This is a genomic window from Moraxella sp. K23 (assembly GCF_041154765.1).
Lineage (GTDB): Bacteria > Pseudomonadota > Gammaproteobacteria > Pseudomonadales > Moraxellaceae > Faucicola > Faucicola tetraodonis.
Genome location: NZ_AP031595.1, coordinates 2,162,651 through 2,188,230 on the forward strand (window position 1 = coordinate 2,162,651; position 25,580 = coordinate 2,188,230).

General features: G+C 44.4%; 21 protein-coding genes. 9 read left to right on the forward strand and 12 right to left on the reverse strand.

What is annotated here, in order from left to right; all coding sequences use genetic code 11:
* The first annotated feature begins 267 nt into the window (after positions 1-267).
* Positions 268-2,409 carry a polyribonucleotide nucleotidyltransferase gene (gene pnp / locus ACAM37_RS09560; RefSeq protein WP_219299565.1) on the forward strand — a complete coding sequence of 714 codons (2,142 nt, stop codon included), beginning with the start codon at positions 268-270 and terminating at the stop codon, positions 2,407-2,409.
* A gap of 253 nt (positions 2,410-2,662) precedes the next feature.
* Here the strand turns inward: pnp and ACAM37_RS09565 are convergent, their stop codons facing one another.
* From ACAM37_RS09565 to ACAM37_RS09580, 4 genes are all read right to left on the reverse strand, one after another.
* Positions 2,663-3,163 carry a hypothetical protein gene (locus ACAM37_RS09565; RefSeq protein ID WP_369626096.1) on the reverse strand — a complete coding sequence of 167 codons (501 nt, stop codon included), beginning with the start codon at positions 3,161-3,163 and terminating at the stop codon, positions 2,663-2,665.
* A 43-nt stretch (positions 3,164-3,206) separates the two neighbouring features.
* Positions 3,207-4,433: a hypothetical protein gene (locus ACAM37_RS09570; RefSeq protein ID WP_369626097.1), complete on the reverse strand. Its 1,227-nt coding sequence runs from the start codon at positions 4,431-4,433 to the stop codon at positions 3,207-3,209.
* 256 nt (positions 4,434-4,689) lie between these two features.
* On the reverse strand, positions 4,690-4,941 hold the full coding sequence (locus ACAM37_RS09575) for a YheV family putative metal-binding protein (protein ID WP_100285209.1): 252 nt from the start codon (positions 4,939-4,941) through the stop codon (positions 4,690-4,692).
* Positions 4,942-4,980: 39 nt separating this feature from the next.
* Positions 4,981-7,191 (reverse strand): M3 family metallopeptidase, encoded by a 2,211-nt coding sequence (locus ACAM37_RS09580; RefSeq protein WP_369626098.1) that lies wholly within the window; start codon positions 7,189-7,191, stop codon positions 4,981-4,983.
* A gap of 284 nt (positions 7,192-7,475) precedes the next feature.
* Here ACAM37_RS09580 and ACAM37_RS09585 point away from each other — a divergent pair, with 284 nt between their 5' ends.
* Entirely contained in the window at positions 7,476-8,264 is a 789-nt protein-coding gene (locus ACAM37_RS09585) for an endonuclease/exonuclease/phosphatase family protein (protein ID WP_369626099.1), read from the forward strand.
* A 166-nt stretch (positions 8,265-8,430) separates the two neighbouring features.
* Entirely contained in the window at positions 8,431-8,703 is a 273-nt protein-coding gene (locus tag ACAM37_RS09590; protein WP_050324861.1) for a hypothetical protein, read from the forward strand.
* Between the two features lie 168 nt (positions 8,704-8,871).
* Here the strand turns inward: ACAM37_RS09590 and rnr are convergent, their stop codons facing one another.
* A complete protein-coding gene (rnr, locus tag ACAM37_RS09595) occupies positions 8,872-11,247 on the reverse strand; it encodes a ribonuclease R (RefSeq protein ID WP_472826346.1) in 2,376 nt (791 codons plus the stop codon).
* A gap of 383 nt (positions 11,248-11,630) precedes the next feature.
* Here rnr and rlmH point away from each other — a divergent pair, with 383 nt between their 5' ends.
* Together rlmH and ACAM37_RS09605 are read left to right on the forward strand one after the other, a co-directional pair.
* Positions 11,631-12,137 (forward strand): 23S rRNA (pseudouridine(1915)-N(3))-methyltransferase RlmH, encoded by a 507-nt coding sequence (rlmH, locus tag ACAM37_RS09600; protein ID WP_076775891.1) that lies wholly within the window; start codon positions 11,631-11,633, stop codon positions 12,135-12,137.
* 157 nt (positions 12,138-12,294) lie between these two features.
* Positions 12,295-13,119, forward strand: coding sequence for a DODA-type extradiol aromatic ring-opening family dioxygenase (locus ACAM37_RS09605; RefSeq protein ID WP_369626101.1), 825 nt, complete (start codon positions 12,295-12,297; stop codon positions 13,117-13,119).
* A 3-nt stretch (positions 13,120-13,122) separates the two neighbouring features.
* Here ACAM37_RS09605 and ACAM37_RS09610 read toward each other — a convergent pair whose 3' ends face one another.
* Positions 13,123-14,364, reverse strand: a complete 1,242-nt coding sequence (locus ACAM37_RS09610; RefSeq protein ID WP_369626102.1) for a multidrug effflux MFS transporter — start codon at positions 14,362-14,364, stop codon at positions 13,123-13,125.
* A gap of 197 nt (positions 14,365-14,561) precedes the next feature.
* The gene (gene asd / locus ACAM37_RS09615) at positions 14,562-15,395 is read right to left on the reverse strand and encodes an archaetidylserine decarboxylase (RefSeq protein ID WP_144918469.1); all 834 of its coding nucleotides are present in this window, start codon (positions 15,393-15,395) and stop codon (positions 14,562-14,564) included.
* 151 nt (positions 15,396-15,546) lie between these two features.
* On the opposite strand from asd, the gene dtd reads away from it, so the two are divergent.
* From dtd to phoR, 3 genes are all read left to right on the forward strand, one after another.
* Positions 15,547-15,999, forward strand: a complete 453-nt coding sequence (dtd, locus tag ACAM37_RS09620) for a D-aminoacyl-tRNA deacylase (protein ID WP_369626103.1) — start codon at positions 15,547-15,549, stop codon at positions 15,997-15,999.
* A 189-nt stretch (positions 16,000-16,188) separates the two neighbouring features.
* Positions 16,189-16,887: a phosphate regulon transcriptional regulator PhoB gene (gene phoB, locus ACAM37_RS09625; protein WP_036595303.1), complete on the forward strand. Its 699-nt coding sequence runs from the start codon at positions 16,189-16,191 to the stop codon at positions 16,885-16,887.
* Between the two features lie 90 nt (positions 16,888-16,977).
* Positions 16,978-18,285: a phosphate regulon sensor histidine kinase PhoR gene (phoR, locus tag ACAM37_RS09630; RefSeq protein WP_369626104.1), complete on the forward strand. Its 1,308-nt coding sequence runs from the start codon at positions 16,978-16,980 to the stop codon at positions 18,283-18,285.
* On the opposite strand, the gene ACAM37_RS09635 is transcribed toward phoR, so the two are convergent.
* From ACAM37_RS09635 to ACAM37_RS09650, 4 genes are all read right to left on the reverse strand, one after another.
* Positions 18,260-19,672, reverse strand: coding sequence for a D-amino acid dehydrogenase (locus tag ACAM37_RS09635; RefSeq protein WP_369626105.1), 1,413 nt, complete (start codon positions 19,670-19,672; stop codon positions 18,260-18,262). The genes phoR and ACAM37_RS09635 overlap by 26 nt on opposite strands.
* A gap of 92 nt (positions 19,673-19,764) precedes the next feature.
* On the reverse strand, positions 19,765-20,196 hold the full coding sequence (gene mscL / locus ACAM37_RS09640) for a large conductance mechanosensitive channel protein MscL (protein ID WP_036595296.1): 432 nt from the start codon (positions 20,194-20,196) through the stop codon (positions 19,765-19,767).
* A 193-nt stretch (positions 20,197-20,389) separates the two neighbouring features.
* Positions 20,390-22,228 carry a translational GTPase TypA gene (gene typA / locus ACAM37_RS09645; RefSeq protein ID WP_369626106.1) on the reverse strand — a complete coding sequence of 613 codons (1,839 nt, stop codon included), beginning with the start codon at positions 22,226-22,228 and terminating at the stop codon, positions 20,390-20,392.
* A gap of 166 nt (positions 22,229-22,394) precedes the next feature.
* The gene (locus tag ACAM37_RS09650; RefSeq protein WP_369626107.1) at positions 22,395-23,549 is read right to left on the reverse strand and encodes an OmpA family protein; all 1,155 of its coding nucleotides are present in this window, start codon (positions 23,547-23,549) and stop codon (positions 22,395-22,397) included.
* 678 nt (positions 23,550-24,227) lie between these two features.
* On the opposite strand from ACAM37_RS09650, the gene ACAM37_RS09655 reads away from it, so the two are divergent.
* Positions 24,228-24,791 (forward strand): GspH/FimT family pseudopilin, encoded by a 564-nt coding sequence (locus ACAM37_RS09655; protein ID WP_050324852.1) that lies wholly within the window; start codon positions 24,228-24,230, stop codon positions 24,789-24,791.
* A 3-nt stretch (positions 24,792-24,794) separates the two neighbouring features.
* Here the strand turns inward: ACAM37_RS09655 and pdxJ are convergent, their stop codons facing one another.
* Positions 24,795-25,544, reverse strand: a complete 750-nt coding sequence (pdxJ, locus tag ACAM37_RS09660; protein WP_096489452.1) for a pyridoxine 5'-phosphate synthase — start codon at positions 25,542-25,544, stop codon at positions 24,795-24,797.
* Between the last annotated feature and the right edge of the window lie 36 nt (positions 25,545-25,580).

Here is a 25,580-nt window from a genome sequence, read left to right on the forward strand (position 1 = left end):
GTTTGCTATTAGTGGTTAAAGCGCAGTTAAAAGGTGGTGATTCACTGCAAAACTAGGTAAAATAGACCACGCATTGTGCCTGCACAATCGCATTTTACACTCACTTTTTTTAAAATATTTTTTAACTTAGGCTGATTTAAGGCTGCTATCAAGCGAATTGGTAGATTGCTTCTAACGTTTGTATTTTTTGAAAAGAACACAAACGTTAGGGGCTATTACTAAAACTTAAATCGCCCTATTTCATCACACAAAGGATAAAACCGCATTATGTTTAATATCATTACTAAAGAATTCCAATATGGTAATCAACAAGTTACGTTAGAAACAGGTCGCATTGCACGCCAAGCTAATTCAGTGGTCGTCCACATGGGCGGCGTCTCTGTGCTAGTGGCTGTTGTGGTAAAAGACGAGGCGCAAGCGGGTCAAAACTTTTTCCCATTGACCGTCAACTACCAAGAAAAAATGTACGCTGCTGGTAAAATCCCAGGTGGCTATGGCAAACGCGAAGGTCGCCCATCTGAGATGGAAACCTTGACTTCACGCCTCATTGATCGCCCGATTCGTCCATTGTTCCCAGAAGGCTACTTCAACGAAATCCAAGTGACCGCCACGGTGATTTCGTCAGACAAAAAACAAGATGCTGATATCGCAGCGATGATTGGTACTTCAGCGGCATTGGCAATTTCATCAGCGCCATTTAATGGTCCGATTGGTGCGGCACGTGTCGGTTTTATCAATGATGAATATGTGCTAAACCCAAACCATGAAGCGCTAAAACAAAGCTCGCTCGATTTGGTGGTCGCGGGTACGTCATCTGCGGTATTGATGGTAGAATCTGAAGCCAAAGAACTATCAGAAGACCAAATGCTTGGCGCGGTACTATACGGTCACGCCCAGCAACAAGTCGTGATTGATGCCATCAATGAATTTGCCAAAGAAGTTGGCGTACAAAAAACCCAATTCGTTGCCCCTGCCGTCAACGAAGCCTTAGAAACTGCCCTACAAAATCAATTTGCTGCAGCGATTTCAGAAGCGTATACCATCAGCGAAAAAGCCAGCCGTTATACTCGCCTTGATGAAATCAAAAATCAAGCCATTGAAGCGTTAGCCGGTGACGCAGAAGCCGAAGGCTACGCCGACAACGTGGCACAAATCAAAGAGCTATTTGAAACCCTAAAATACCGTACGGTACGTGACAATATTTTGTCTGGCAAACCCCGTATCGATGGTCGCGACTTACAAACTGTCCGTGCCTTAGACATCCAAGTTGGCGTACTGCCTTACACGCATGGTTCAGCGCTATTTACGCGCGGTGAGACACAAGCGCTCGTTACCACCACGCTTGGCAACAGCCGTGATGTGAACATGATTGACACCCTTGCGGGCACCAAACAAGACCACTTCATGCTGCATTATAACTTCCCAAGTTATTCAGTGGGCGAAACGGGTCGTGACAGCGGTCCAAAACGCCGTGAAATCGGTCATGGTCGTCTAGCACGCCGCGGTGTACAAGCCATGCTGCCAGATAGTGACCGTTTCCCATACGTGATTCGTATCGTATCTGACATCACTGAATCCAATGGTTCATCATCAATGGCATCCGTCTGTGGCGCATCACTAGCGTTAATGGATGCCGGCGTACCACTAAAAGCGCCTGTTGCTGGTATCGCAATGGGTCTGGTTAAAGAAGGCGAGCGTTTTGCCGTGCTGTCTGACATCTTGGGTGATGAAGACCACCTAGGTGATATGGACTTTAAAGTCGCGGGTTCTGCCAATGGCGTGACTGCGTTACAAATGGATATCAAAATTGAAGGCATCACGCCAGAGATTATGGAAAAAGCCCTACACCAAGCGCATGCGGGTCGTATCCATATTTTAAATGCGATGAATGAAGTGATTTCAACCAGCCGTAAAGAAATCAACGCCCATGCACCAAACTTTGCGGTGATTGATATCGACCCTGAAAAAATCCGTGACGTGATTGGTAAAGGTGGTGCAACCATTCGCCAATTGACTGAAGAAACAGGCGCGGTGATTGATATTGATGACAACGGTACTATTCGTATCTTTGGTGAAAACAAAGCCGCGACCAAAGCCGCGATTGCTAAAATCGAGGCGATTACGGCAGAAGTAGAAGTCGGCAAGACTTATACAGGTAAAGTGGCTCGTATTGTTGAGTTTGGTGCGTTTGTCAATGTATTACCTAACACTGACGGTCTGGTGCATATCTCACAAATCTCTGATGCGCGTATCGAGAACGTGAATGATGTGCTAAAAGAAGGGCAAACGGTGAATGTACTGGTACAAGACATCGATAACCGTGGACGTATTAAACTCACCATGAAAGGTGTGGATCAAACCATCGCGTCAACTGAATCTGCTGATACTGAAACGCCAGCGGCTGAATAGTTTTATTAAAATGTAGCTATCAAAAATTAAAAACCGCTTTATCGTAAGGTAAAGCGGTTTCTTTTGGGATAAATTTTGGCAAACGCTATGAAAACATCATTACAGTAATTAGAAAAAATGCCCGATAATAAGAAATAAGAAGGTTTTGACCCCGTTGGCATTTTACTACTTGCAATACGCCGATGGCGACAATGAATCACTGAGTAGCCCTCGATAAAATCTTAACCATTGAAAACTATTTAAAATAATAGCGTTAGCGATAAACCATCACATTCAAATTATTCACAGGTTGAAGGTATTTTTCCATTAATGGCAAAATATCTTCATCAAAAATTTTGTCTTTTGGCAAAATGAGTTCATCACTTGCCAATATCGCCACACGGCGAATACCTTGATACCGTCCCCAATCAAACACAATTTTCTCTAACTTTTGTAACGCTGACACGATATACTCAACATGCGGCGGACTTTCGGCAAATTCTGTGATTGCCATATCCACGATGAACTGTGGCTTTGACAACGCACCACCGACTGCCATACCCGCCAAATCACGCTGCGGCGTAAACTGTAACACATCACCGAGTAACAGCTGCGAACGCTCACAGGCTTGCTTGTAAACGGTATAATGCTCAGGATATAGCGATTGGTATTTAAGTAAGGCGCGATGACGAAAAATACCTGACACCGGGACGGGCATAATGAGCGCTTGATAGCGGTCTTGAAACAAGGTTTTTTTATCGACTTGGGTCAGCACTACTTAGCCTGCCAGTTATTTATTGATTATTATTTGTGGGTGGTTATTTGTTAGCGGCTTTTTGCTGCTCAAGCTGTGCAACTTGCTGTTCTAGCAGCTGGATACGCTCTTCTTTTTTACTACTCAGCTCATTCATCATACGCAGCTGGTCTTGCATCATGGTTTCTTGCTCTTTTAGCTGCGCGCTCTGCTCTGACAATCGACTTAGCTCTTCTTTGGCAATCGCCGGATCTTCAGGTAGGGTCGGCGCAAGAATTTCTTCTGGCGTGATTGCCGGTAGCGCTGCGGTCTCATGCGCTGAGCTAGAGTTAGCATCCGCTACGACGGGCAAGCTAGCGCTGGCTTGTGGTTTTACTATAGGCGCTGCAGTTTTGGGTGTTGCGTGTGCTTGGGTCTGCGTCTGTGTCTGTTTCTGTGATTGCGCGGTGGATTTGTTGGGCTCGCTTGACTGCCCCATAAAAAACCATGCCAAGGCAGCCAGTGCCAACCCTGCACCCACTAGCAACCCAAGTTGATTGCGTTTTTTTAACGTCCGTTTCATTAGTGGTTGGCTTGGCGGTCTTAAAAATGGGTTTGACGTCTGGGCGATAACCGCTTTACTTTCGGGTTTTGTTTTGGTTAATACAACCGGTGGCATCGTTTCGATAGCCTCGATAGCCTCGATAATTTTTTTATCATTACTTTCATCACTATTTTCATCACTACTTTGTGGTGCGATGCGCTGTGCTTGCGCGCTATGGGGGTCTGATTCTAGACTTAGGTTTAGGTCTGGGTCTGGCTTAGCTGCTAGCGGTAGGTTATCAATATCAAATATCAGCGCGTTATCGGTTGTCTGTGACGGTACCGGCTGTGACACTGTCGCTGTATTAGCAGTGTCTTGGAGAGTCACAGTGGTGTTGGGTTCAACATCACGGGGTAGCTCATCCAAATCAAAATCATCAAAACTCAGCTTTTTAGGCGCGAGGGTATCAGCCGCTTTTGTGTTATCTGCCGTATAGTCCGTTTTACCATGAAGTAATTCATCTTCCAACTGGTTTAAATCAATGGTATCTAGCGAAAACGCATTTTTGATTGCTGTCGTTTCTGGGGATGTGTTTGGAGATGTGTCTGGGGATTTAGTCGCTTGCATCGGCGCCTGAATTGTATCAAGCTGCAACGGATTATCTGACACGCCTATCATTGGATTTTCAGCCAGCTGTGATGATGGATTGACATCTTTGCTAGTCGGGGCTATAGAGTCATTGTTTTTTTTTAGGCTAAATAATTTCATGTTGGGTCAATATCCCTATCCATGTCGGGCGGGTCAGATGTCTGTACGATTTCATGCTAGCGATGTATATGCCAAGCTGGCATGAAAATGATGGTGTACATTCGTTTGCTTGTTACTATAACAAACCGCAATCAAAAATAACAACTTTTGGCACAAAAACCTACTTTGAACGCCATAATTTGACCACCCTAATTGTATCAGGGACGCTTAAACTCGTTAACCTTGCCAAAATTTACCCAAACCGCTTAAACTTGGCTTATTTAAACCTAACAATACCCGCGCCATCGTCGCCATAATGAACAGTTTCCTGATGATTGGATTGCTGAATGTCAACGATCTCATCGGGTGTTGGGCGACGCTCGGTATAGCCACATGCCGTACACTCGATATACTCATCATACTCGGGCTGATATAGCTGAATCTGAACAACTTTATCCAGTGCTTTACAGCTTGGACAAGCCACCCCTGCCAAAAATTGACGTTTGGGGCGATTGGATTGATATCTCATAGTTTCTTCTTTTTACTAGCCTGTATTTTGACAACCGTGTTACCAAGCTTGGGTATTGGCGTTATCGGTGTCATCGCTCAGCAGTTCATCATAGCTGCTGGTTAAAAATCCCGAGTGGCGTAACAGCGCATCAATACGGGCTTCACGACCGCGAAATGCCTCAAAGTTGGCTTTTGCAGATTGGCTACCGCCTTTGGCTAAAATGTTATCGCGGAAAGATTTGCCAGCGTTTTTATCAAAAATACTGGTCTCTTCAAACTTGCTAAACGCATCGGCTGACAACAGTTCTGCCCATTTGTAAGAATAATACCCTGCCGCATAGCCGCCTGCGAAAATATGGCTAAAACCATTGGCAAAACGGTTATAACTGGCGGTCGGCATAATCGAAACATCGGCACGCACGCTGTCGAGTAACGCCAATAACTGGGGATAATCGGGGGCTGGGGTTTTGGCATGCAATAACAAATCAAATAGCGCAAACTCTAGCTGGCGCAGGGTTTGCATGCCGCTTTGGAAATTTTTGGCAGCGAGCATACTTTGTAGCATGCTCTCTGGCAACGTTTCACCCGTATCGACATGACGGCTGATTAATGCAATCCCTTCAGGGTGCCATGCCCAGTTTTCCATAAACTGACTGGGTAGCTCAACTGCATCCCACTCGACGCCATTCACGCCTGCCACATCGCCCACATTCACTTCAGTGAGCAGATGATGCAGCCCATGTCCAAACTCATGAAAGAGGGTTAACACTTCATCGTGGGTTAATAAGCTGGGTTTGCCGCGCTGTGTACCCGTTGGCGCAGGGCTAAAGTTTGCCACCATAAAACAAACGGGTAACTGCTGATAACCGCTATCATCGTGTTGATAACGCGCTTGAAAGCCACTCATCCATGCGCCACCGCGTTTGCCAGGACGAGCATATAAATCAAAATAAAAACCACCGATAAGCTGCTGATGTTCATTAAAAACTTGATAAAAACGCACGTCATCATGCCAGCGCTGCGTGCTTGCAGTTTTATCTTCAATCTGAATGCCATACAGTTTTTGCACAATCTCAAATAAGCCTGCGATGACTGTCGGCACTGGGAAGTACGGACGAACTTGTTCTTGCGATAGATTAAATTGACGTTGTTTGACTTTTTCTGCCAGATATGCGGTGTCCCAAGGTCGCACCTCATCGCCCTCATCACCGATGCCAAACGCTAAACCTTCAATTTGCAGTTGTTTTAAATCTTGCATGGCAAAGGGTCGTGCTTTGTCTGCCAAATCCCGTAAAAACTGCTCTACAGTGTCGACATTGTCCGCCATTTTGGTGGCAAGCGATAATTCAGCAAAATTGTCATAGCCCAATAACTGGGCTTTTTGTGCGCGTTTTGCCAAGATATCCGTCATGATATCGGCATTGTTAAATTCTGGCTGCGCTGACAATTCAGAGGCACGGGTGACATACGCACGATACAAGGTTTCGCGTAACTCGCGGTCATCGGCATAGGTCATCACCGCAAGATAGACTGGGATATCAAGTGTCGCCACATACGGCGTTGCTAATACTTGCTCCGGGAATTTTTCTGTGTATCGCCTGCCCGCATCTGCAAGCATGGCAAGCGCAGATTCAGGCAGTCCTGCTAGTTGCGATTCACTTAACGGTAAAAAGTAGCTTTGGGTAGCATCGAGCACGTTATCGGAGAATTTAGCCGATAGCGTAGATAACTCGCTGGCAAGGGTGGCAAATTGCTGTTTTTGTGCCTCCGCTAAACCCACACCGGATAATTCAAAACTTTGTAGCGCCAAGGTCAATGAGCGTTGTCTCGCCGGCTCTAAACGCGCAAAAAATGACTGATCGCTCACCACACGCTGATAGCGTTGATACAGCGGGAGATGTTGACCAACCGCCGTGCCGTAAGCAGAAAGCGCAGGCAATAATGCATGATGCAGCGCACGGATTGGCTCATCACTGACCACGCTATTTAAGTGCGATAACAAGCCCCAACTGCGGTCTAATGCCAAATTCACATGGTCAAAAGCGATGATATCATTGAGTGCTTGTTGGCTGCTGAGTTTTGTATCGTTAACTTGGCTATTAGCTTGCCCAGCTGTATTATCGAGCCCAGCTTCATCATCGAGCATAGTCAAAAACGCATGTCCATTCGCCAACGCCTCATCGATTGCCGTCTTGAGTCGCTCAAGCGCTAATTGATTAAATTCAACAAGGTGCAAATTTTCTGTCGGATTTTCTACATCATTGGTCATACTGTTTTCCAATTTTTTATCGCTCGTTGATGATTGAGAGTAAAAGTCGTCATTGCCCAAAATTTTAGCATAAAAACCGCAACGCTTGGCAAAGTCACCCTATTTTGCTAAATAGGTTTGCGACATAAATGTCGACAACCATTATATTGTGACAATTTTTTGTCAAAACAAGCCAGCGGTACAATTTCACGTTAAAATAATGCCATGTTTATCACTGTGATTTTATTATGCGCTCACTAACACCTAAAAAAATAACACCTAACCCAGTAGCTTCTAACGAAATAGTGTCTAACCCAGTAGCAGGCGCCCAACAAGCAAAAAACAGCCTAATCATCACCAGTTATAACATCCATAAAGGCATGTCACCCCTCAATCGTTTTGTCAAAATGGCAGGCATCGCCGCTGCCCTTAACCAAGTGCAATCTGATATTATCTGTTTGCAGGAAGTCCAAGGTCAAAATCTCAAACGCGTAGTGAAATACAATGAATTTCCCGACCAGTCCCAACATGAATGGTTTGGCGAGTATCTACAGCTTGAAAACAGCTATGGCAAAAACGTCGAATATAACCACGGTCATCATGGCAATGCGGTGCTAAGTCGCCATCCGCTCGACCCCAAACACAATGTCAATATCACAGTGAGCCGCCTTGAGCAGCGGGGTGTGTTGCACTGCGAAATTCAGCCCAAAGGTTGGCATACGCCCATTATCGTGCTTTGCGCGCATCTAAATCTGATGGAAAATGACCGTGAAAAACAATATGAGGTGATGAGCCAGTATATCAATAATGAAATCGACCAATCCACGCCGCTGATATTGGCAGGCGATTTCAATGACTGGAAAAAATTATCCTGTCAAAAGCTTGGCTGTGACCTTAATTTACAAGAAGCCGTGCTGACCCACCATGGCAAATTACTGCCCACCTTCCCTGCCAAGCTTCCGGTATTAAGCCTTGACCGTATCTATGTGCGTAATCTACAAGTACACCGTGCTTGGGTGCATAAGGGACAACCTTGGTCAAATCTCTCTGACCATTTGCCGGTTAGTGCCGAAGTCAGTCTGCTGCCAAACTAAAGATTAACAGATTAAATTTGCATGATTTTTGCACAAAGGTAGCCTAGCAATTTTTATAGACATGACTGTCAATTTTTGTCCTAGCAAAACCCGATTTGACGTTTTAGGCCACAGGCACAGGCTTTAGACATCGGTTAGCCAAATTGACGCTACACTGGAAATCCTCATGCAACCAAAATTACTCATTATTTTTGCGATATTAGGCATCACCGCACTCGCCATTTTTAACCTAATATCATCACATCGTACCCAGCAAGTCATTGCATCCAATCAAGCCAATAGTAGTGCCGCCTCTGCGCCCTTAGCCATAGCATCAAACGATACGTCATCGATTGGCGAGCAGCCCAAACAAGTGCTTGATAAGGCAACAACAGATTTGAATCAAGCCGCCCAAACCTCATCCAACAATTTGGCGAGCGCAGAGAAAACCACGCAATAATCAGTGATTGTAGCACCGCCAAGCAACAATGGTTAAAAGGACATCAAGTGGCTAATATTAAATCGCTAACATCAAATAGCTAAGATTAAATAGTCAAAGACGTTTTTTGTTTTAGCAGGTATTTGTCTCAACGATAAAAAAGGGCAAATTGTATTGCCCTTTTTTTTATTAGCGAGATTTGTTGCGCGCGTTACTTTTATTTTTAGCGCTTTTTGCTTTCCTGACGTTCTCATTTGGCTTAGATTGAGCGTTAGGATTAGATGGCGCGTTGGGATTGGATTGAGCCTTAGAATTAGAGGCCGCTTGCGATTGACCGTGACTTTTGCCTTTACCACGATTATTAAATGACGATTTTTCCAGCTGTGCCACCAAATCAAAATCAATCTGCTGGGTCTCCATATTGACGGCAGCGACTTTGACACGGATCTTATCACCGAGTCCAAACACCAGTCCTGATTTTTCACCAAATAACTGCTGCGCCTTGTCATCATATACAAAGTAATCTTCGCCCAAATGCGAGATATGAATCAAGCCATCAATGAATAAATCGGTGAGGGTCACGAACAAGCCAAAATTGGTCACTGTGGTAACCACCGCATCAAATTCTTCGCCGATATGGTCTTTCATATAATGGGCTTTGAGCCACTGCTCAACAAAACGGCTGGCTTCATCGGCACGGCGCTCTGTCATTGAGGTCTGTTCACCTGCATCTTCTAGCGACCAATCTGGCAGTGGCGCCTTTTTGCCCGTCACTTTCGCTTTGATGGCACGGTGTAGCATCAAGTCGGGATAACGGCGAATCGGTGAGGTAAAGTGACTGTATTCCTCATACGCCAGCCCAAAGTGTCCGATATTAGTCGGTGCATAGTTGGCTTGCTGCATGGAGCGCAGTAGCACACTATGGATACTAATCGCATCAGGGCGCCCGCGTGTCGCTTCAATGATACGCTGATAATCTGCCTGTGTGGGATTTTCTTCAGGAAATGACAAACCAAAATGCTTCACAAAGTCACTGACGCGAGCGGCTTTTTCTGCCTCTGGGGTATCATGATTGCGATACAAGACTGGCAATTCATGCTTGAGCGAAAACTCAGCCGCGCAGGTATTTGCCAATAGCATCATCTCTTCGATGAGCTTATGCGAGTCACCACGCGTCCGTGCCACGATGGCGCTGATTTTGCCGGCTTCATCAAACTTGATATAAGTCTCTTGGGTTTCAAACTCCATCGCATGGCGCTGTTCGCGTTTGACCAATAGCACTTTGTACAAATCATACAGCACATCGATTGATTTTTTGACCGCTTTATTACCGGTGATAGTGACAGGCACTTCGGATTTGGGCGTTTCCCCTTGAACTTGGGCAAAATAATCATTGACTTGGTGATAAGTCAATCGCGCTTGAGAGTGCATCACGCTTGGATAAAACTCATAGCTGGTCACGTTGCCGCTACGCGATAGTATGATGTCGGCTACCATACACAAGCGGTCAACACTTGGGTTTAAAGAGCAAAGCCCGTTGGAGAGTTTTTCAGGTAGCATCGGCACCACAAAATGCGGGAAGTAAACTGATGTACCCCGCTCATAGGCTTCTTGATCAAGTACTGAGTTGGCAGTCACATAATGACTGACATCGGCAATCGCGACGACCAAGCGGTAGCCACCGCCACGACGTTTTTCGGCATAGACGGCATCATCAAAGTCGCGCGAGTCTTCGCCATCAATGGTGACTAGCGGCAACGCCCGTAAGTCGATACGGTCTTGATAGTCTTTTTGTGTCGGCTCTTTGTATGCATCGACTTGCTGCATGACTTTTGGGCTAAACTCATGGGGAATATCGTAATTTAGCAGCGTGGTTTTGATAATCAATTCACGCTCGTTATCATCGACCAAGCTTTCAGTAATTTTTCCCGTCGCATATTCATGTTGGGTGGGATAGTCGATGATATCGACTTTGACGGGGTCGCCAATTTTGAGTTGTAGCGCTTCGACGTTTTCTTCCGTCACCGTAATCGGTTGATGATTGTTTGGACTAATGAGTTCTACAAAGTAACCATCGTCATCTTTTGCAAGTTTACCGATATATTGTAGCTGGGCATGGGATACCACTGACAACACACGACCCATCATACGACCACGGTTGTCAGTACTAGTAGCGATGGCTTTTACTTTATCGCCATGAAATACCCAGCGCATTTCAGTTTCATTCAAAAATAAATCTGGCATATCCTCAAGCACGACAAAGCCAAAGCCTTTGGCATGGGCAGCGACCACGCCAGTCACGGCATCGTTCTCAGTCAATGGGCGATAAATGTAAGGATTGCCGCCGTCGGCATCACGGCTTAATTGTCCATCCCGCAGCATGGCTTTTAAGCGGTTGCCCAGTGCGTCGTATTCGTTGTCATCTAAATCAAAAATCGTCGCAAGCTCGTGTTGGGTAGCTTGTCCGCGCTCAAGTAGGGTTTGCAAAATCAGTACACGGCTTGGAATCGGGTTGTCATAGTTGGCTGCTTCAACAGCGGCATTGGGATCTTGCCAATTTTTCATATTGTTGTCGTCTTTTCTTATCATTTAAAATTTGTCATTTAAACTTTGTCATGCAAATTATTTTATCACCTTCGTTAAATGCTAGGGGAAGTATTATCCATCACAGCGATAAAATCATGTTAAAATTTTGTTGCTTAGCTTAGCTTTAGTTCAGGCTTTAGCTCAGCTTAGGTTGATTTAGGATTTATCGCATTGTATATGGGTGCGTTGCAAGCGTTTTTAAATGGTGGGTTTTTAAATGGTTCGTTTTAAGCTTTAATATAGCTGGAATTAAGCCTTAATATAGCTGGCTTCGATAGCGAGTGTTCAATGGCTAACGGTGAATTACCACAGTGATATAGACAGCGACATAGATTGGTCAAAAAAATAACAGAGGGGAACCCATGAAAGCAAGAATTTTAGCCGTTGGACAAAAAATGCCAGCTTGGGTGCAGACGGGATTTGACGACTATTATAAACGTATTCAGCCCATGCTCAGCACCGAAATCGTTGAAATCCCCGCCTGCAAACGTACCAAGAACCCCTCGCCTGCCGAACTTGAAAAATATGCCATCACCGAAGGCGGGCTAATCTTGCAAGCGCACCAAGCCAAAAATTCAGCAGGCAAGCGCGAGCAGCTGATTTGCCTAGACGTCCGCGGTAAGAATCTATCAACCGAAGATTTAGCGGCTAAAGTTGGCGAAGCCATGCAGCTGGGTGATGACATGGCGTTTGTGATTGGGGGTGCTGATGGCATTTCAAAAGAGGTATTAGCCCATGCGACATTCAAATGGTCGCTGTCCAATCTCACCTTGCCGCATCCGCTCGTGCGCGTGCTACTGATGGAGCAGCTGTACCGCGCTATGACCATTATCCATCATCATCCGTATCATCGTGGTGATTATTTTTAAGTTTTTCCAGTTAACCTGTTATGTTTGATTATGTATGAAATCGCTGACATGGCTTGTTTTTGCGAATTTTTCCCTTATTTAACCTATTAATCCTTTTTAGTTAATCCTTATTAATTCGTTATCATTTCTATTTATCACGGCAACTTTAAGAAAATTGATGGAAAAAACCGAAAAACAACCAATCAGCCTGCAGCCATTTTTACCCAAAACACCGTACCCGCTTTATACCTTGCCCAGTCTGTTTATTTCACATGGGGCGCCGACGATTGCTATCGAAAACAACCGCACTACCCAAGCGCTCAATAAATTTGGGCAAAATCTGCCAAAACCACGCTTGATTATCATCATCTCTGCGCATTGGCAAAGCCAGCATCTAGAAATCAATGGCAATGCGGCGCCCGCTACTTGGCATGATTTTAGCGGCTTTCAAAAAGCGCTGTATACCATCGATTATCCTGTCAAAGGCGACAGCCTGATTGCTGAGCAGCTGGCACAGCAGTTGCAGGCTTTGGGCGTTAGCACGTCCGTCAATCGACTGCGTCCGTTTGATCATGGGGTATGGTCGCCACTGGTGCATTTGTATCCGCAGGCAGATGTGCCGATTGTGCAGCTTTCGCTACCGCAGCATTTTGATAGTTATGCGTGTTTTCAGTTGGGGGCTTTATTGGCACCGCTGCGGGCAGAGCAAGTATTACTCATCGGCTCTGGCAGTGTCACCCATAATTTGGCGCAGGTACAGTTTGATAGCGGTGAGGTGGATGCTGAGGCACGTGAATTTAAATATTGGTTGATTCATCAACTCAAACAACATATGCCAACGGCTTTAGATTGGCGGGCGCATCCATTTGCTCATTACAATCACCCCACCCCTGAACATTTATTGCCGTTATTTTTTGCGGCAGGCGCAGGCTCAAAGATGAGTATCGTGCATGAAAGTTTTGCCCATTTTAGTTTGGGTATGGATGTGTATCGGTTTGATTAATCCTTAGTCCACATCCGCCACATCAAGATTTTTGTCGATTTGAAATACCAAAAATGCGCCAATAGTCATCAATATAAACATGGTAATACCTAGCTTGGCAACGGGATTAAAGGGCAGGATATTTAATACTAAGCCGCCAAAAATACCGACGACAAAGTTAAGTGAGCCTTGCAAGGCACTCGCCATGCCCGCGCGGCGTTTTTGAAATGCCAAAGCAATGGCACCTGAATTGGGCTGAGTGAGTCCTAACCCTGCAATACAACAAAAAATACTGGCGAGCACCAACGGCAGCCAAGCTTGCGTGCCAAATACCAAACCTAGCAGCATCAAACATGCCGCCGCGATTACTTGCATCACCGCCCCAAATCTCAGCAAGCTGACTAGACGATAACGGTTCACCAGCCATTGGTTGACCTGTGTCAACCCAATAAAACCTGCCGCATTCATGCCAAAAATCCAGCTAAAACGCTGCGGCGTGACCCCATACCCTTCCATAATTAGCTCAGGTGCCGCGCTGATATACACAAACATCGAACCCATCAGCAGCCCTGCGCCAATCGCAGGATAATTAAACTGGGTATCTTTGAGCAAATCCCAGTATTGACTGAGCACGTCATTCATCGGACGGTTGTTGCGAAACTCATCGGTCAAGGTTTCATGCAAAAACAGCCGGGTCAGCACGATATTTAAAATACCAAACCCCGCCAAAAACCAAAAAATCACCCGCCAACTGGCGACTTTTAACAGCAACGACCCTAGGCTTGGTGCCAAAATCGGCGCAATCCCCATCACTAGGACCATCAGCGAAAATGCTTTTGCCATTTGCTTGGGATGCAAGCGGTCACGAATCATCGCCCGTGAAACCACCGTTCCCACACACGCGCCTAATGCCTGTAGCGTTCGTGAGACAAACAACACGTATTCATTGGTGGTGGTGGCGCACATCACCGAAGCAATCACATACAATACCATGCCCACATACAAGGGCTTAATGCGCCCAATCCGATCCGAAATCGGACCATAAAACAACTGCCCGACTACCAATCCCACAAAATAGGCAGGTACCGAATTGGACATAAAAGCCGTTGCCACGCCAAAATCTTTTGCCATACTGGGCAAAGCCGGCAAATACATATCAATCGACAGCGGACCGATGGCAATAATCAACCCCAAAATCATAATCCAAACTGTCGGATAGTCTAAGTCATGCGATGGCTGTGGTTGCGGTGTTTGCGGTAGGTTCATAGTGATCAATTTAAATAAAAAAGCGTGTCTAAATAAAAAAGCAGGCAAAAATCATAAGTCGGCTATTATAAACAAATTTTCCTAAAATATTTTTCGTTATCGTTTAGTTTATGTGAGCAATCAACCATGCAGATTGGCTAAAACACAGCATAAAAAAGGCAGCCTTTGCTACCTTTTTTAGCAAATACCTTGACAGCTTACTGCAAAAAAGTACCGAGACGTTGCCCCATTGTCACTGGCACTGAATTATAAAGACCTGCGCCCCAAGCCATGCCCGCTGATTTTGGTAATATCACAATCGCCGTTGAGCCCAAATAAAACCGCCCAAGTTCATCGCCTTTTTTCAGCGTCATGTGATGGGTTTGACGCTGCACGCGATCGCTACGTTTGATTTTACCTGTGGCCACTGTTTCAATCCCTGCTACAATCATCGCCCCGACTAGCACAACGCAAGCTTTACCAAATTCGGTATTAAACACACACACGCAGCGCTCGTTACGCGCAAACAAATCGGTAATGTTTTCAGCGGTCTCATTATTGACCGAAAATAACTGTCCTGGCACATAGATGGTTTCTACCAAGGTACCGTCAAACGGCATATGCACGCGGTGATAATTGGTCGGTGCCAAATACACGGTGACAAAACTTCCCTCTTGCATGGCTTTGCCAAGTTCATAATCGGCGAGCAATTGCCCGACTTCATACGATTTGCCTTTGGCTTGCAGGATTTGGTCTTTATCGATTTGCCCCAATTGCGATATCATGCCATCTGCAGGACAGATCAGCGCATCTGGGTCATCATCAATCTTGCGCGCGCCATCTTTGAGCTCACGGGTAAAAAAATCATTAAAACTGTCATACTGAGAAAAACTACCGCGCGCATATTCCTCTAGCTTGATGCCATATACCGAAGCGAAGGTACGAATAAAGGTTTTTTTCACCATCGGATGACGGCTTTGGGCAAGACGACCTGCGATTTCACTGATTTTTTGTTGTGGGACAAGCGATTGTAACGTCGTAAACAAGGTCATAAGTTACTCGAGATTGGCATTTTAAAGTTGGCTTATTATAATCAAAATCCCCCTTAGAATCACGGTATATTAAACACTGGGCTACGAGTTAAGCGACAAGCTAGCTTTTAAGTTAAGCCGCTTACGCTTAAACTGATGGATAGGAAAAATCATGAAAGCAGTACTACAACGGGTAAAATTTGCCAAAGTAGAAGTTGGCCAAGCGCCTCACCAACAACAAATCGTCGGCGAGATTGCACACGGCGTACTTGTTTACCTTGGCCTTGGGCATGATGATACGCTCGCGATGGGGCAAAAAATAATTGATAAAATCCTCACCTATCGCGTATTTGAAAATGAGCTAGGCAAAATGGATAAAAACGTGCAAGAGGTTAATGGCGGCTTATTGTTAGTGTCGCAGTTTACCCTCCTTGCCAATACCCAATCGGGTAGACGTCCTGATTTTAAGCCCGCGATGGCGCCCGACACTGCCAAAGCTTTGTTTGCGCAGATAGTAGCGTATGCCAAGACGCAATATGCCGCTGTGCAAACAGGCGAATTTGGCGCAGATATGCAAGTCAGCAGTTGCAATGATGGTCCGATAAATTTTATTTTTGAACTATGATGCGACCTGTGTTAAGTCATAAAAATTGAGTGAAACGCCGAATTTTTTACGATACCACAAATAAAAGCCATAAAAGCTTATCATTGTCATTTTTTTGTCATATTCTGAAGTTGTAATATGGGCATTGTAATATTATTGTCATAAAATTATTTTGACAAACAGTTGCCTATTTTATCGCTTGAGAAATTTATGAAAAATGAAACTATTTTGGTAGTGGAAGATGAGCCTGCCATTCGAGAAATGATCGTAACCACATTAGAGATGGCAGGATTTGATTGTTTGCAAGCCTCAGAAGTCTCTCAAGCCCACCATTTGGCGGTCGATCATCGCCCCAACCTCATCTTATTAGATTGGATGTTACCCAATGGGCTATCAGGTATTGATTTATGCCGCCGCCTAAAGAAAGATGAAATGCTCTCTGAAATTCCTATCATCATGCTCACCGCCAAAGGCGAAGAAGACAACAAAGTTCAAGGACTTGATGCAGGGGCAGATGACTATATCACCAAGCCGTTTTCCACCCGTGAATTGGTTTCCCGTATCAAAGCGGTATTGCGCCGTAGTAGCGCATTGTCAGGCGAAAAACCCATTGACGTAGGCGGCTTGTCACTAGACCCTGCCAGCCAGCGCGTGAGTGCCAATAACAAAGCGGTGGATATCGGACCGACAGAGTATCGGCTACTTGCTTTCTTTATGAGTCATCCTGAGCGCGCTTATACCCGTACCCAGCTACTCGATCAAGTTTGGGGTGGCAATGTGTATGTCGAAGATCGTACCATTGACGTGCATATCCGCCGCCTGCGTAAAGTGCTTGAGCCATTTGGGTTTGCGGACTATATCCAAACTGTACGTGGCACAGGCTATCGCTTTTCTAATAAAATCGACTAACAATAGTCTGATTAATCGCATTGAAATTTTTGCCAACTTATCCCAACTTCGCTATAGTAAGCTTTCTCAATGGACGCTAGAAAAATTAATATGTGGGCGAGCATTTTACCCGTGGTGACAGTTGGGGTTGCGGGGCTGCTCATTGGCGGGCTATTAGGGTTTTGGGGTTGGGGACTGGCGATAGGGCTTTGCCTGTATCAGCTATATTTTTTATGGTCGATACAACGCTTTAAAGCATGGTACAACAAAAACCCCGATGAGCCGCCGCCTGCATTTGAGTCCAACCTTAGTGTCGTTGCCAGCAATATCTACCAAGTCAATCGCCAAGAGAAATTGGCGCATCAGCAAACCGTTTCGCTAGTGCAAAAAGTGCGCGACTCGCTGAGCGCATTGCAAGACTCGATTATTCTGATTGACAAAAATGACTGTATCGAATGGTGGAACAACTCTGCCGAGCGGCTTTTTCAATTTAAAGCGCCCGACCAAGGTCGCAATGTGTTGACCATTATTCGCAACCCGCTTTTTCATCAATATTATCACCACATTGAAGACTATCCAGATGGTGTGCGTATCCATAACCCGTCTAATATCGAGCGCTATGTGCAGTGCAAGATTACCAAATTTGGGCAAGAAAAATTACTGCTGATTTATGATGTCACCCGTTTTCAGCACTTAGAACAGATGCGAAAAGACTTTGTGGCAAATGTTTCGCATGAACTTCGCACGCCGCTTACCGTCATCATGGGGTATGTGGAGACTTTGAGTGAACAGCCTGAGTTAGATCCGCGTATTGCTCGCGCGTTTACTCAGATGATGCAGCAAAGTCAGCGCATGAATAACATCATCAATGACTTACTATTATTATCTAGGTTGGAAAATGATGAAAAGCCCGCTGAGCCCAAAGACATTGATATTCCCAAAATGCTGATGCAATTATTTGACGATGCGCAGATGTACAACAAGTCATACGACCATATGATTCATTTGCATATCGACAGCACGTTACATATTTTGGGTTATGAAGATTATCTGCGAAGTGCGCTCAGTAACTTGATTACCAATGCCATGAAATACACCCCCAAAGGTGGTGAGATTAGTATTAGCTGGCATGAGTATGACGCGGGGGTATGTTTTAGCGTGACCGACAATGGCATTGGTATCGAGCAGCGCCATATTCAGCGCTTAACCGAGCGTTTTTATCGCGTGGACACGGGTCGAAGCCGTGAGACAGGGGGTACCGGTTTGGGGTTAGCAATTGTCAAACATGTCTTGTATCAGCACCATGCCACTCTTGATATCACCTCCACAGTTGGCAAAGGCTCGACCTTTACTGTGACCTTTCCAAAATCTGCCAGCATCCCAACCCAATCCCTTAATCCTGCAAGCCCACAAAGTTAAAATTTACTTGTGGCTGACGTCCTTGCATGATATCAGCAATCGCTTTTGCTGAGCCGTTCGAGTGCGTCCAGCCCAAAGTGCCATGTCCGGTGTTGAGATACAAATTATCAATACGTCCTTGGCGATTGACCGCGCGACCGATAATCGGCACATTTGACGGTGTCATCGGTCGCAGCCCTGTCCAATAATTTGGCTGAGTCAAATCTACCGCATCCCCAAACACCTCTCTTACCCGCCGCGTAATCGCTTGGCAACGAACGGGATTTAGCTCAAGGTTAAAACCGTTAAATTCAGCCGTTCCTGCTACTCGCAAGCGATCGCCTAAGCGCGAGTATACCAGTTTAAACTCATCATCAATCAAGCTCACATAAGGTGTCTCATCGGGTCGCAACACGGGGTACGTGGCTGAATAGCCTTTGGCAGGATAGATGGGTAAATTGATACCCAATGCTTTGACTAAGGCAGGACTATAACTCCCTAACGCCAGTACATAAGCATCCGCGGACAGTATCTGTGACTGCGCTGGCAAAGCGGCATTATCTTTGCTGTCAACGGACATTACTTCCACACCGTCAATGTGTTGGTTATGATAAATAAGTCGTTTGATGGCGGTATTAAATAAAAATGTTACCCCTTGCTGTTGACAAAGTGCGGCCAAGCGATGGGTGAATTTTTGGGCATCCCCTGATTCATCAAGTGCGGTATAAGTCGCCCCAACCAATTCTTTGCCAATACCAGTTAACGCAGGCTCTAATTGTATCGCTTTATCCACACTAATCACTTGCCGATCACAACCCAATTGCTGCATCCGCTTAGTGGGTGCTATCGCTGCTTGAAACTCAGCATGATCGGTATAAAAATGCATAATACCGCGTGTTAGACAGTCATAATCAATGCCTGTTTGCGCCCTGACTTCCCCCAGTACTTGCCGAGAGTATAATCCTAAATTGACCATCTGCACCAAATTAGCATCGGCACTTTTCGCATTGCACTGCTGCAAAAACTGCCAACCCCAACGCCATAGCGCCATATCAGGGGCTGTATCTTGTCCCGCATTGCCCGGCAAACCCAACAACCGACGCCAGCGAAACAACAATGGCGCATCTTCTCGCAATAACCATTTTAGCGCTTTATAGGGTGTATCAGGGTTTGCCCAAGGCGTAGCATGTGACACAGATATTTGCCCACCATTGGCAAACGATGTTGACAATGCAGCGCTACTTTCACGCTCGATTACCGTTACCTCAAACCCTGCTTGTCGAAGCTGCCAAGCAGTGGTGACACCCACCACCCCTGCACCAAGCACGATTACCCGCTTTGTCATAACTTGCCTTACTGTCGTTAGCTGATGAATATCTATAGATAAAAAATGTAGATTGACTAGCAATCAATAAAAAGCCCCCAGTTATCATGGAGGCTTTTTTTCATTTATAAATAACATGGGCTGAAATTTTAATCTATCAGCGTGGGCACAAACCGTTATTTGCTTAATTTACTGCTGATTTCACGTAGCAATAGTACTTCTTCTGAAGGTTCTGGTGCAGCCGCTTCTTGCGCTTCGCTTTGACGGCGTAGGCGGTTCATGGCTTTCACCAACATAAAAATGATAAATGCCAAAATAATAAAGTTGATTAAGATGGTGACAAAATTACCATAAGCGAACACAGGCACGCCAGCTTTTTTCAGTGCATCATACGTCATAGCGGTGCCTGCAGGTACATCACCTAATACCACGAACATATTGGTAAAGTCGATTCTGCCGCCCATAATCGCAGAGATAATCGGCATAATAATATCTTCTACCAACGACGTAGTGATTTTACCAAATGCGCCACCGATGATGACACCCACTGCCAAATCCATCACGTTACCTTTGAGGGCAAACTCTTTAAATTCTGACATCATACTCATATTACTTCTCCTACCTTCAAAATAGTTGCTACAATCGTTGACTAAAAAGCCCTTATCATCATAAGGAATTGTGTAAAATTTTAAACCTTTACTTTGCCAGTGTGTAGATTAAATTAAAAAAGCTCGTAACAGGTACAAGCTTTTTGTAAATAAATGTTAGGCTTTTTCAAAATTTTATAGCTTAAATCTGCTATTATTTACGACCGTTACGTTTACGCTCATTTTCAGTCAAGTATTTTTTGCGTAGACGAATTGATTTTGGTGTCACCTCAACCAGCTCATCATCTTCAATAAATTCAAGCGCTTGTTCAAGGGTAAAAATGATTGGCGGCGTTAAAATAATCGCATCATCGGTACCACTGGCACGCACGTTCGTCAACTGTTTTGCTTTGGTTGGATTGACTACCATGTCATCGCTACGTGAGTTTTGACCAACAATCATACCTTCATAGACTTCAGTTTGCGGTGATACAAACATACGACCACGTTCTTGAAGGTTAAATAGCGCATAGCCCAATACAGTACCATTCACCATAGAAATCAACACACCATTTTGGCGTTTTGCCACATCGCCTGTTTTGACAGGACCATAATGTGAGAAACTTGAGGTCATGATACCGGTACCTGAGGTAATGGTTAAGAACTCAGAGCGAAAACCAATCAAACCACGTGACGGTACTACCGCTTCAATACGGATACGACCTTTGCCGTCAACTTCCATATTGGTCAATTCGCCTTTACGGTAGCCCATTTGCTCCATTACCGCGCCTTGGTGCTGTTCTTCAACATCAAAAATCACATTTTCAAATGGCTCTTGTTTCTCACCCTCGATTTCACGAACAATCACTTCTGGACGTGACACACCCAGTTCAAAACCTTCACGGCGCATATTCTCAATCAATACAGACAAGTGAAGTTCTCCACGACCTGATACTTTAAATTTATCAGGACTGTCGGTATCTTCCACGCGAAGTGCCACGTTATGAATTAACTCACGTTCTAGGCGCTCACGAATATTGCGCGACGTTACAAATCTACCTTCTTTACCCGCAAATGGTGAGTTGTTGACTTGGAAAGTCATCGATACGGTTGGCTCATCGACACTTAGCGGTGGTAAGGCTTCCACGTTTTGTGGATCACAGATAGTATCAGAAATATTTAACGCATCGATACCTGTGATACATACAATATCACCTGCCTGTGCCATAGGTACTTCGATACGGTCAAGACCATGATAACCCATGATTTGTAGGATACGGCCGTTGCGTTTATTACCTTCTTTATCAACAATTGTTACAGGCGTATTGGTTTTAACTGACCCACGCTGAATACGACCGATACCAATCAAACCTTTGAAGTTATCATAATCAAGGCTTGAAATCTGCATACGGAATGGACCGTCCGTATCCACCTGTGGTGGCTCAACAACATTAACGATGGTTTCAAACAATGGCTGCATATCTTCTGCAAGCTCGTCAGGCGCTAACCCTGCAATACCATTCATGGCAGAGGTATAAACGATTGGAAAATCTAGCTGCTCATCTGTCGCACCCAAATTATCAAACAAATCAAACACCTGATCCATGACCCAGTCTGGACGGGCGCTTGGTTTGTCAATTTTATTGATAACCACGATTGGCTTTAAGCCACGGGCAAATGCTTTTGAGGTCACAAAACGGGTTTGTGGCATAGGACCATCAACGGCATCAACTAATAACAACACACAGTCAACCATCGACATCACACGTTCAACTTCACCACCGAAGTCGGCGTGACCGGGGGTGTCGACGATGTTAATACGGTATTCAACGCCGTCTTTAGGATTGGTCCATTTGATCGCCGTATTTTTGGCTAAAATGGTAATACCACGCTCTTGCTCTAATGCGTTAGAGTCCATGACACGTTCAACTTCTGCGGCACGCTCACCAAAAGTACCAGATTGTTGTAACAGTTTATCGACTAAAGTAGTTTTACCATGGTCAACGTGGGCAATAATCGCAATATTGCGAAGATTTTTGATTGAATCTGACATAAAAAAATAGCTCTTGAAAATTCGGCTAGGAAGGGAAATTAAAACACGCGGTAGTATAACATCTTATCATTAAAAATAGATTAAATTTATCTAAGTTGAGTTTATAGCTGATAATAAAAATAAAAAAAGCTACCAACGAGGGTAGCTTTTTATATTTAATAGCTAATTATTGTACGTTCATGTCTTTAGTTTGAACGGTTGTACCAGATTTGTTACCAGTGATGATAGCATATACACGACGGTTCATTGCACGACCTTCAGCAGTATTATTGTCTGCGATTGGGCGGTCATAACCGTAACCCACTGTGCTAATACGTTGTGGTGCAACACCAAATTGGTTAACTAACATTGATTTAACCGCATTTGCACGTGCTTCAGACAAACGTTGGTTATAGCGCGCAGATGGACCAGTTTTTGAAGCATGACCTTCAATAGAAGCTGTTGAATTTGGATATTCATTCATTTTTTCAGCAACTTTTTGGATTTCTGGTTTGTACTGATCTTTGATGACAGTTTTGTCATTGTCAAAGAATACACGTAATTCCATACGCAACGCATCGTCAATTGGGATTTCACGTGGGCAACCATCAGCATCTACAACAACGTTTAATGGTGTACCTGGGCATTTGTCAACGCTATTTGGTACGCCATCTTGGTCGTCATCACCATCAGTCACAACGATTGGCTCAACAGGTGTAGGCTCAACTACTGGGGCGGCTGGTGCCAAGTGACCACCTAGAACCACGTTAAGACCTGCTAACGCTAGACCTTCCCACCAATCATTATCGAAGTTATAGATCGCACGACCTTCACCACGTAAGCTTAATGCGTCATTGATTCGGTAGTAAGCACCAAGACCTAAGTTACCGATAGTGTCTTTAGAAGTATATTTGTTGTCACCATTGACTAAAGAAGTTTTAGATTGACCTGCACCAATTAACACATATGGCTTGAATGGACTATTAGTATAGCCACTGAAGGTTTCAGTACCGATAGTAAAGTTACCTGAGTATGATTTTTGTTTAAAATCCCATCCGTTAACTTTATTACCATTGCCAGTCAATACATCAGAATCAGTTTCACCGTATTCTAATTCAAGCGCGATAGTTGGTGTCAATTCGATACCAATACCTGCACCAGTGTATAAGTCGTTATCTTGGTGAGCACCAAAAAATTGTTCGCCTTGTTTGTCTTCAGTTTTGCCGATGCCGTCTACATAATGATAACCTAGTAGTAAAGGTGTAACAGTAACGCCTGCGTTAGCGGCTACTGGCATAACAGCTGCAGCAACAACTGCTAGAGCGATTTTATTTAGCTTCATAGAAGTCCTCCAAAGGATTCGCTTATTTTAAATTAAAATAACTTGACAGTTAATTCACAAAATAACACATCAAAACACATGTACTTTATGAACTTGTTAAATATAGCTTAACGCCTAAAAATTGTGTTTACAACTCTTTTTTTTACATTGCTACACAATATTACACGAACATCACAATATGTTATATTTTTATTTTTTAGTAGCCAAGCTAATCGCTTACGCTCGATACTAAGAATTCAACAACCATCATGATTCGACATTACACATCAAAACTATACACTTCTCTCGAAAAGGATTTTAATACAGTCTATTTAAATTTACCATATCTTAAATTCATACTGTCACTAAATGATACATTCTAGTGACATTCACTTACTAAATAAATGAGACATTTACGTTTCAGGCACAACAGTTTTTTCTCAATAATGTTTTAGAACCAGTAACAATAGGTATTTGAACATTTAAACCCATCTGTGCCTATGAAATCCTTACTATCTAGAATAGACATTCCATTACCTGATAACATCAGTCGTTTAGTCGCTTTCATTCACTTTCTAGCCACCAGCCTTACCTTATAGTTCAATATTTGTTTGTTAATTCTTTTGAACTCTATATAATAATGAACTAAAGTCCTTTATTGTGTTATCCCATCATCACTTAACCGGTAGCTTTAATAGCATGAATGATTCGAAAGCCAACGTATTCTCAATAAAAAGACAGGGGTTTACTTTAATTGAAACAGTCGTCGTTTTGACTGTTTTATCTATCATCGTAGCGATGGCTTCGATTACTATTACCAACAGCTTAAAGCAAATGGAAGCAAAAAGCACCGCTTCAAGCTTAATGAATTTTTTAAGCAGTGCAAAACAAGAGGCGTTGATTTATCAAAACCCTGTGATAGCCTGTGTCGCCAATGATAACTTGGCTTGCGTGACAACTGGCGGTCATCAGCTGATTAGCTTTATCGATAAAAATAACAATAACAGCTATGAGGCAGCGGTAGATAAACTCAATCATCAGCTTACGTTAGATTTGTCCTGGGGGGTGCTGACGGCAAATATCTCGCTGAATAACAACTATATTATTTTTAAGCCAGAAAACGCTAGACCCATTGGTTATATGGGTAATATTCAATACTGCCCTTTAGATGGTAAGGTCGATAATCGACTAAAGGTAAGTTTTAGTAAAACAGGCATTATTAAATATAAGCCCTACTCAGTTGAACAATTTAATTGCCCCTAATAGCTAGGCTTTTGCTGTAAATGCTTTTCTCATTGCGCTCACCGCTTCGCTAAGTCCCATAAACACACTGTCTGCAATAATGGCATGACCGATGTTTAGTTCATGGATGCCATCAATATCAGCAATGGGTGCAACGTTGTCACGGGTAAGACCGTGCCCTGCATTGACCAGTAAACTTGCTTTTGCCTCGTGGGCATGAGTCACGGCTGTTTTGATACGGGTGATTTCATGGCTAATTTTAACTTGGTCATGTTGCAAACAATAGTCAGCATAAGCGCCTGTGTGTAGTTCAATGGCATCTGCCCCGAGCGCAATGCTTTTATCAATTTGTGCCAACTCTGGATCAATAAATAGTGATACTTGAGTGCCGACTTGATGTAACTGTTGAATCGCACTGGCTATTTTGTGCTGATTACCAATCACATCAAGCCCGCCTTCGGTGGTCAGTTCTTGGCGTTTTTCAGGGACAAAGCACACCCAAGCTGGCTTAACATCACAGGCTATCGCTACCATCTCGTCAGTGACTGCCATTTCAAGGTTCATACGAGTGGTTATGACTTTGGCGAGCCGATAAACATCATCATCTTGAATGTGACGACGATCTTCACGCAAATGCAGCGTAATACCATCCGCCCCCGCCTGCTCACAAATTAACGCACCTGCCACAGGATCGGGATACGCCACGCCACGCGCTTGACGCAAGGTTGCAATATGGTCGATATTGACACCAAGTAAGGGTTGATTGCTGGTCATGACATTCCCTATTTTGTCTATGATTGATACTGAGTA

Coding starts and splice junctions, on each gene's coding strand:
- pnp (WP_219299565.1), top strand. CDS start 268: ATGTTTAATATCATTACTAAAGAATTCCAATATGGTAATCAACAAGTT.
- ACAM37_RS09570 (WP_369626097.1), bottom strand. CDS start 4,433: ATGAAATTATTTAGCCTAAAAAAAAACAATGACTCTATAGCCCCGACT.
- ACAM37_RS09575 (WP_100285209.1), bottom strand. CDS start 4,941: ATGAGATATCAATCCAATCGCCCCAAACGTCAATTTTTGGCAGGGGTG.
- ACAM37_RS09580 (WP_369626098.1), bottom strand. CDS start 7,191: ATGACCAATGATGTAGAAAATCCGACAGAAAATTTGCACCTTGTTGAA.
- ACAM37_RS09590 (WP_050324861.1), top strand. CDS start 8,431: ATGCAACCAAAATTACTCATTATTTTTGCGATATTAGGCATCACCGCA.
- rnr (WP_472826346.1), bottom strand. CDS start 11,247: ATGAAAAATTGGCAAGATCCCAATGCCGCTGTTGAAGCAGCCAACTAT.
- rlmH (WP_076775891.1), top strand. CDS start 11,631: ATGAAAGCAAGAATTTTAGCCGTTGGACAAAAAATGCCAGCTTGGGTG.
- ACAM37_RS09605 (WP_369626101.1), top strand. CDS start 12,295: ATGGAAAAAACCGAAAAACAACCAATCAGCCTGCAGCCATTTTTACCC.
- ACAM37_RS09610 (WP_369626102.1), bottom strand. CDS start 14,364: ATGAACCTACCGCAAACACCGCAACCACAGCCATCGCATGACTTAGAC.
- asd (WP_144918469.1), bottom strand. CDS start 15,395: ATGACCTTGTTTACGACGTTACAATCGCTTGTCCCACAACAAAAAATC.
- dtd (WP_369626103.1), top strand. CDS start 15,547: ATGAAAGCAGTACTACAACGGGTAAAATTTGCCAAAGTAGAAGTTGGC.
- phoB (WP_036595303.1), top strand. CDS start 16,189: ATGAAAAATGAAACTATTTTGGTAGTGGAAGATGAGCCTGCCATTCGA.
- phoR (WP_369626104.1), top strand. CDS start 16,978: ATGTGGGCGAGCATTTTACCCGTGGTGACAGTTGGGGTTGCGGGGCTG.
- mscL (WP_036595296.1), bottom strand. CDS start 20,196: ATGAGTATGATGTCAGAATTTAAAGAGTTTGCCCTCAAAGGTAACGTG.
- typA (WP_369626106.1), bottom strand. CDS start 22,228: ATGTCAGATTCAATCAAAAATCTTCGCAATATTGCGATTATTGCCCAC.
- ACAM37_RS09650 (WP_369626107.1), bottom strand. CDS start 23,549: ATGAAGCTAAATAAAATCGCTCTAGCAGTTGTTGCTGCAGCTGTTATG.
- ACAM37_RS09655 (WP_050324852.1), top strand. CDS start 24,228: ATGAATGATTCGAAAGCCAACGTATTCTCAATAAAAAGACAGGGGTTT.
- pdxJ (WP_096489452.1), bottom strand. CDS start 25,544: ATGACCAGCAATCAACCCTTACTTGGTGTCAATATCGACCATATTGCA.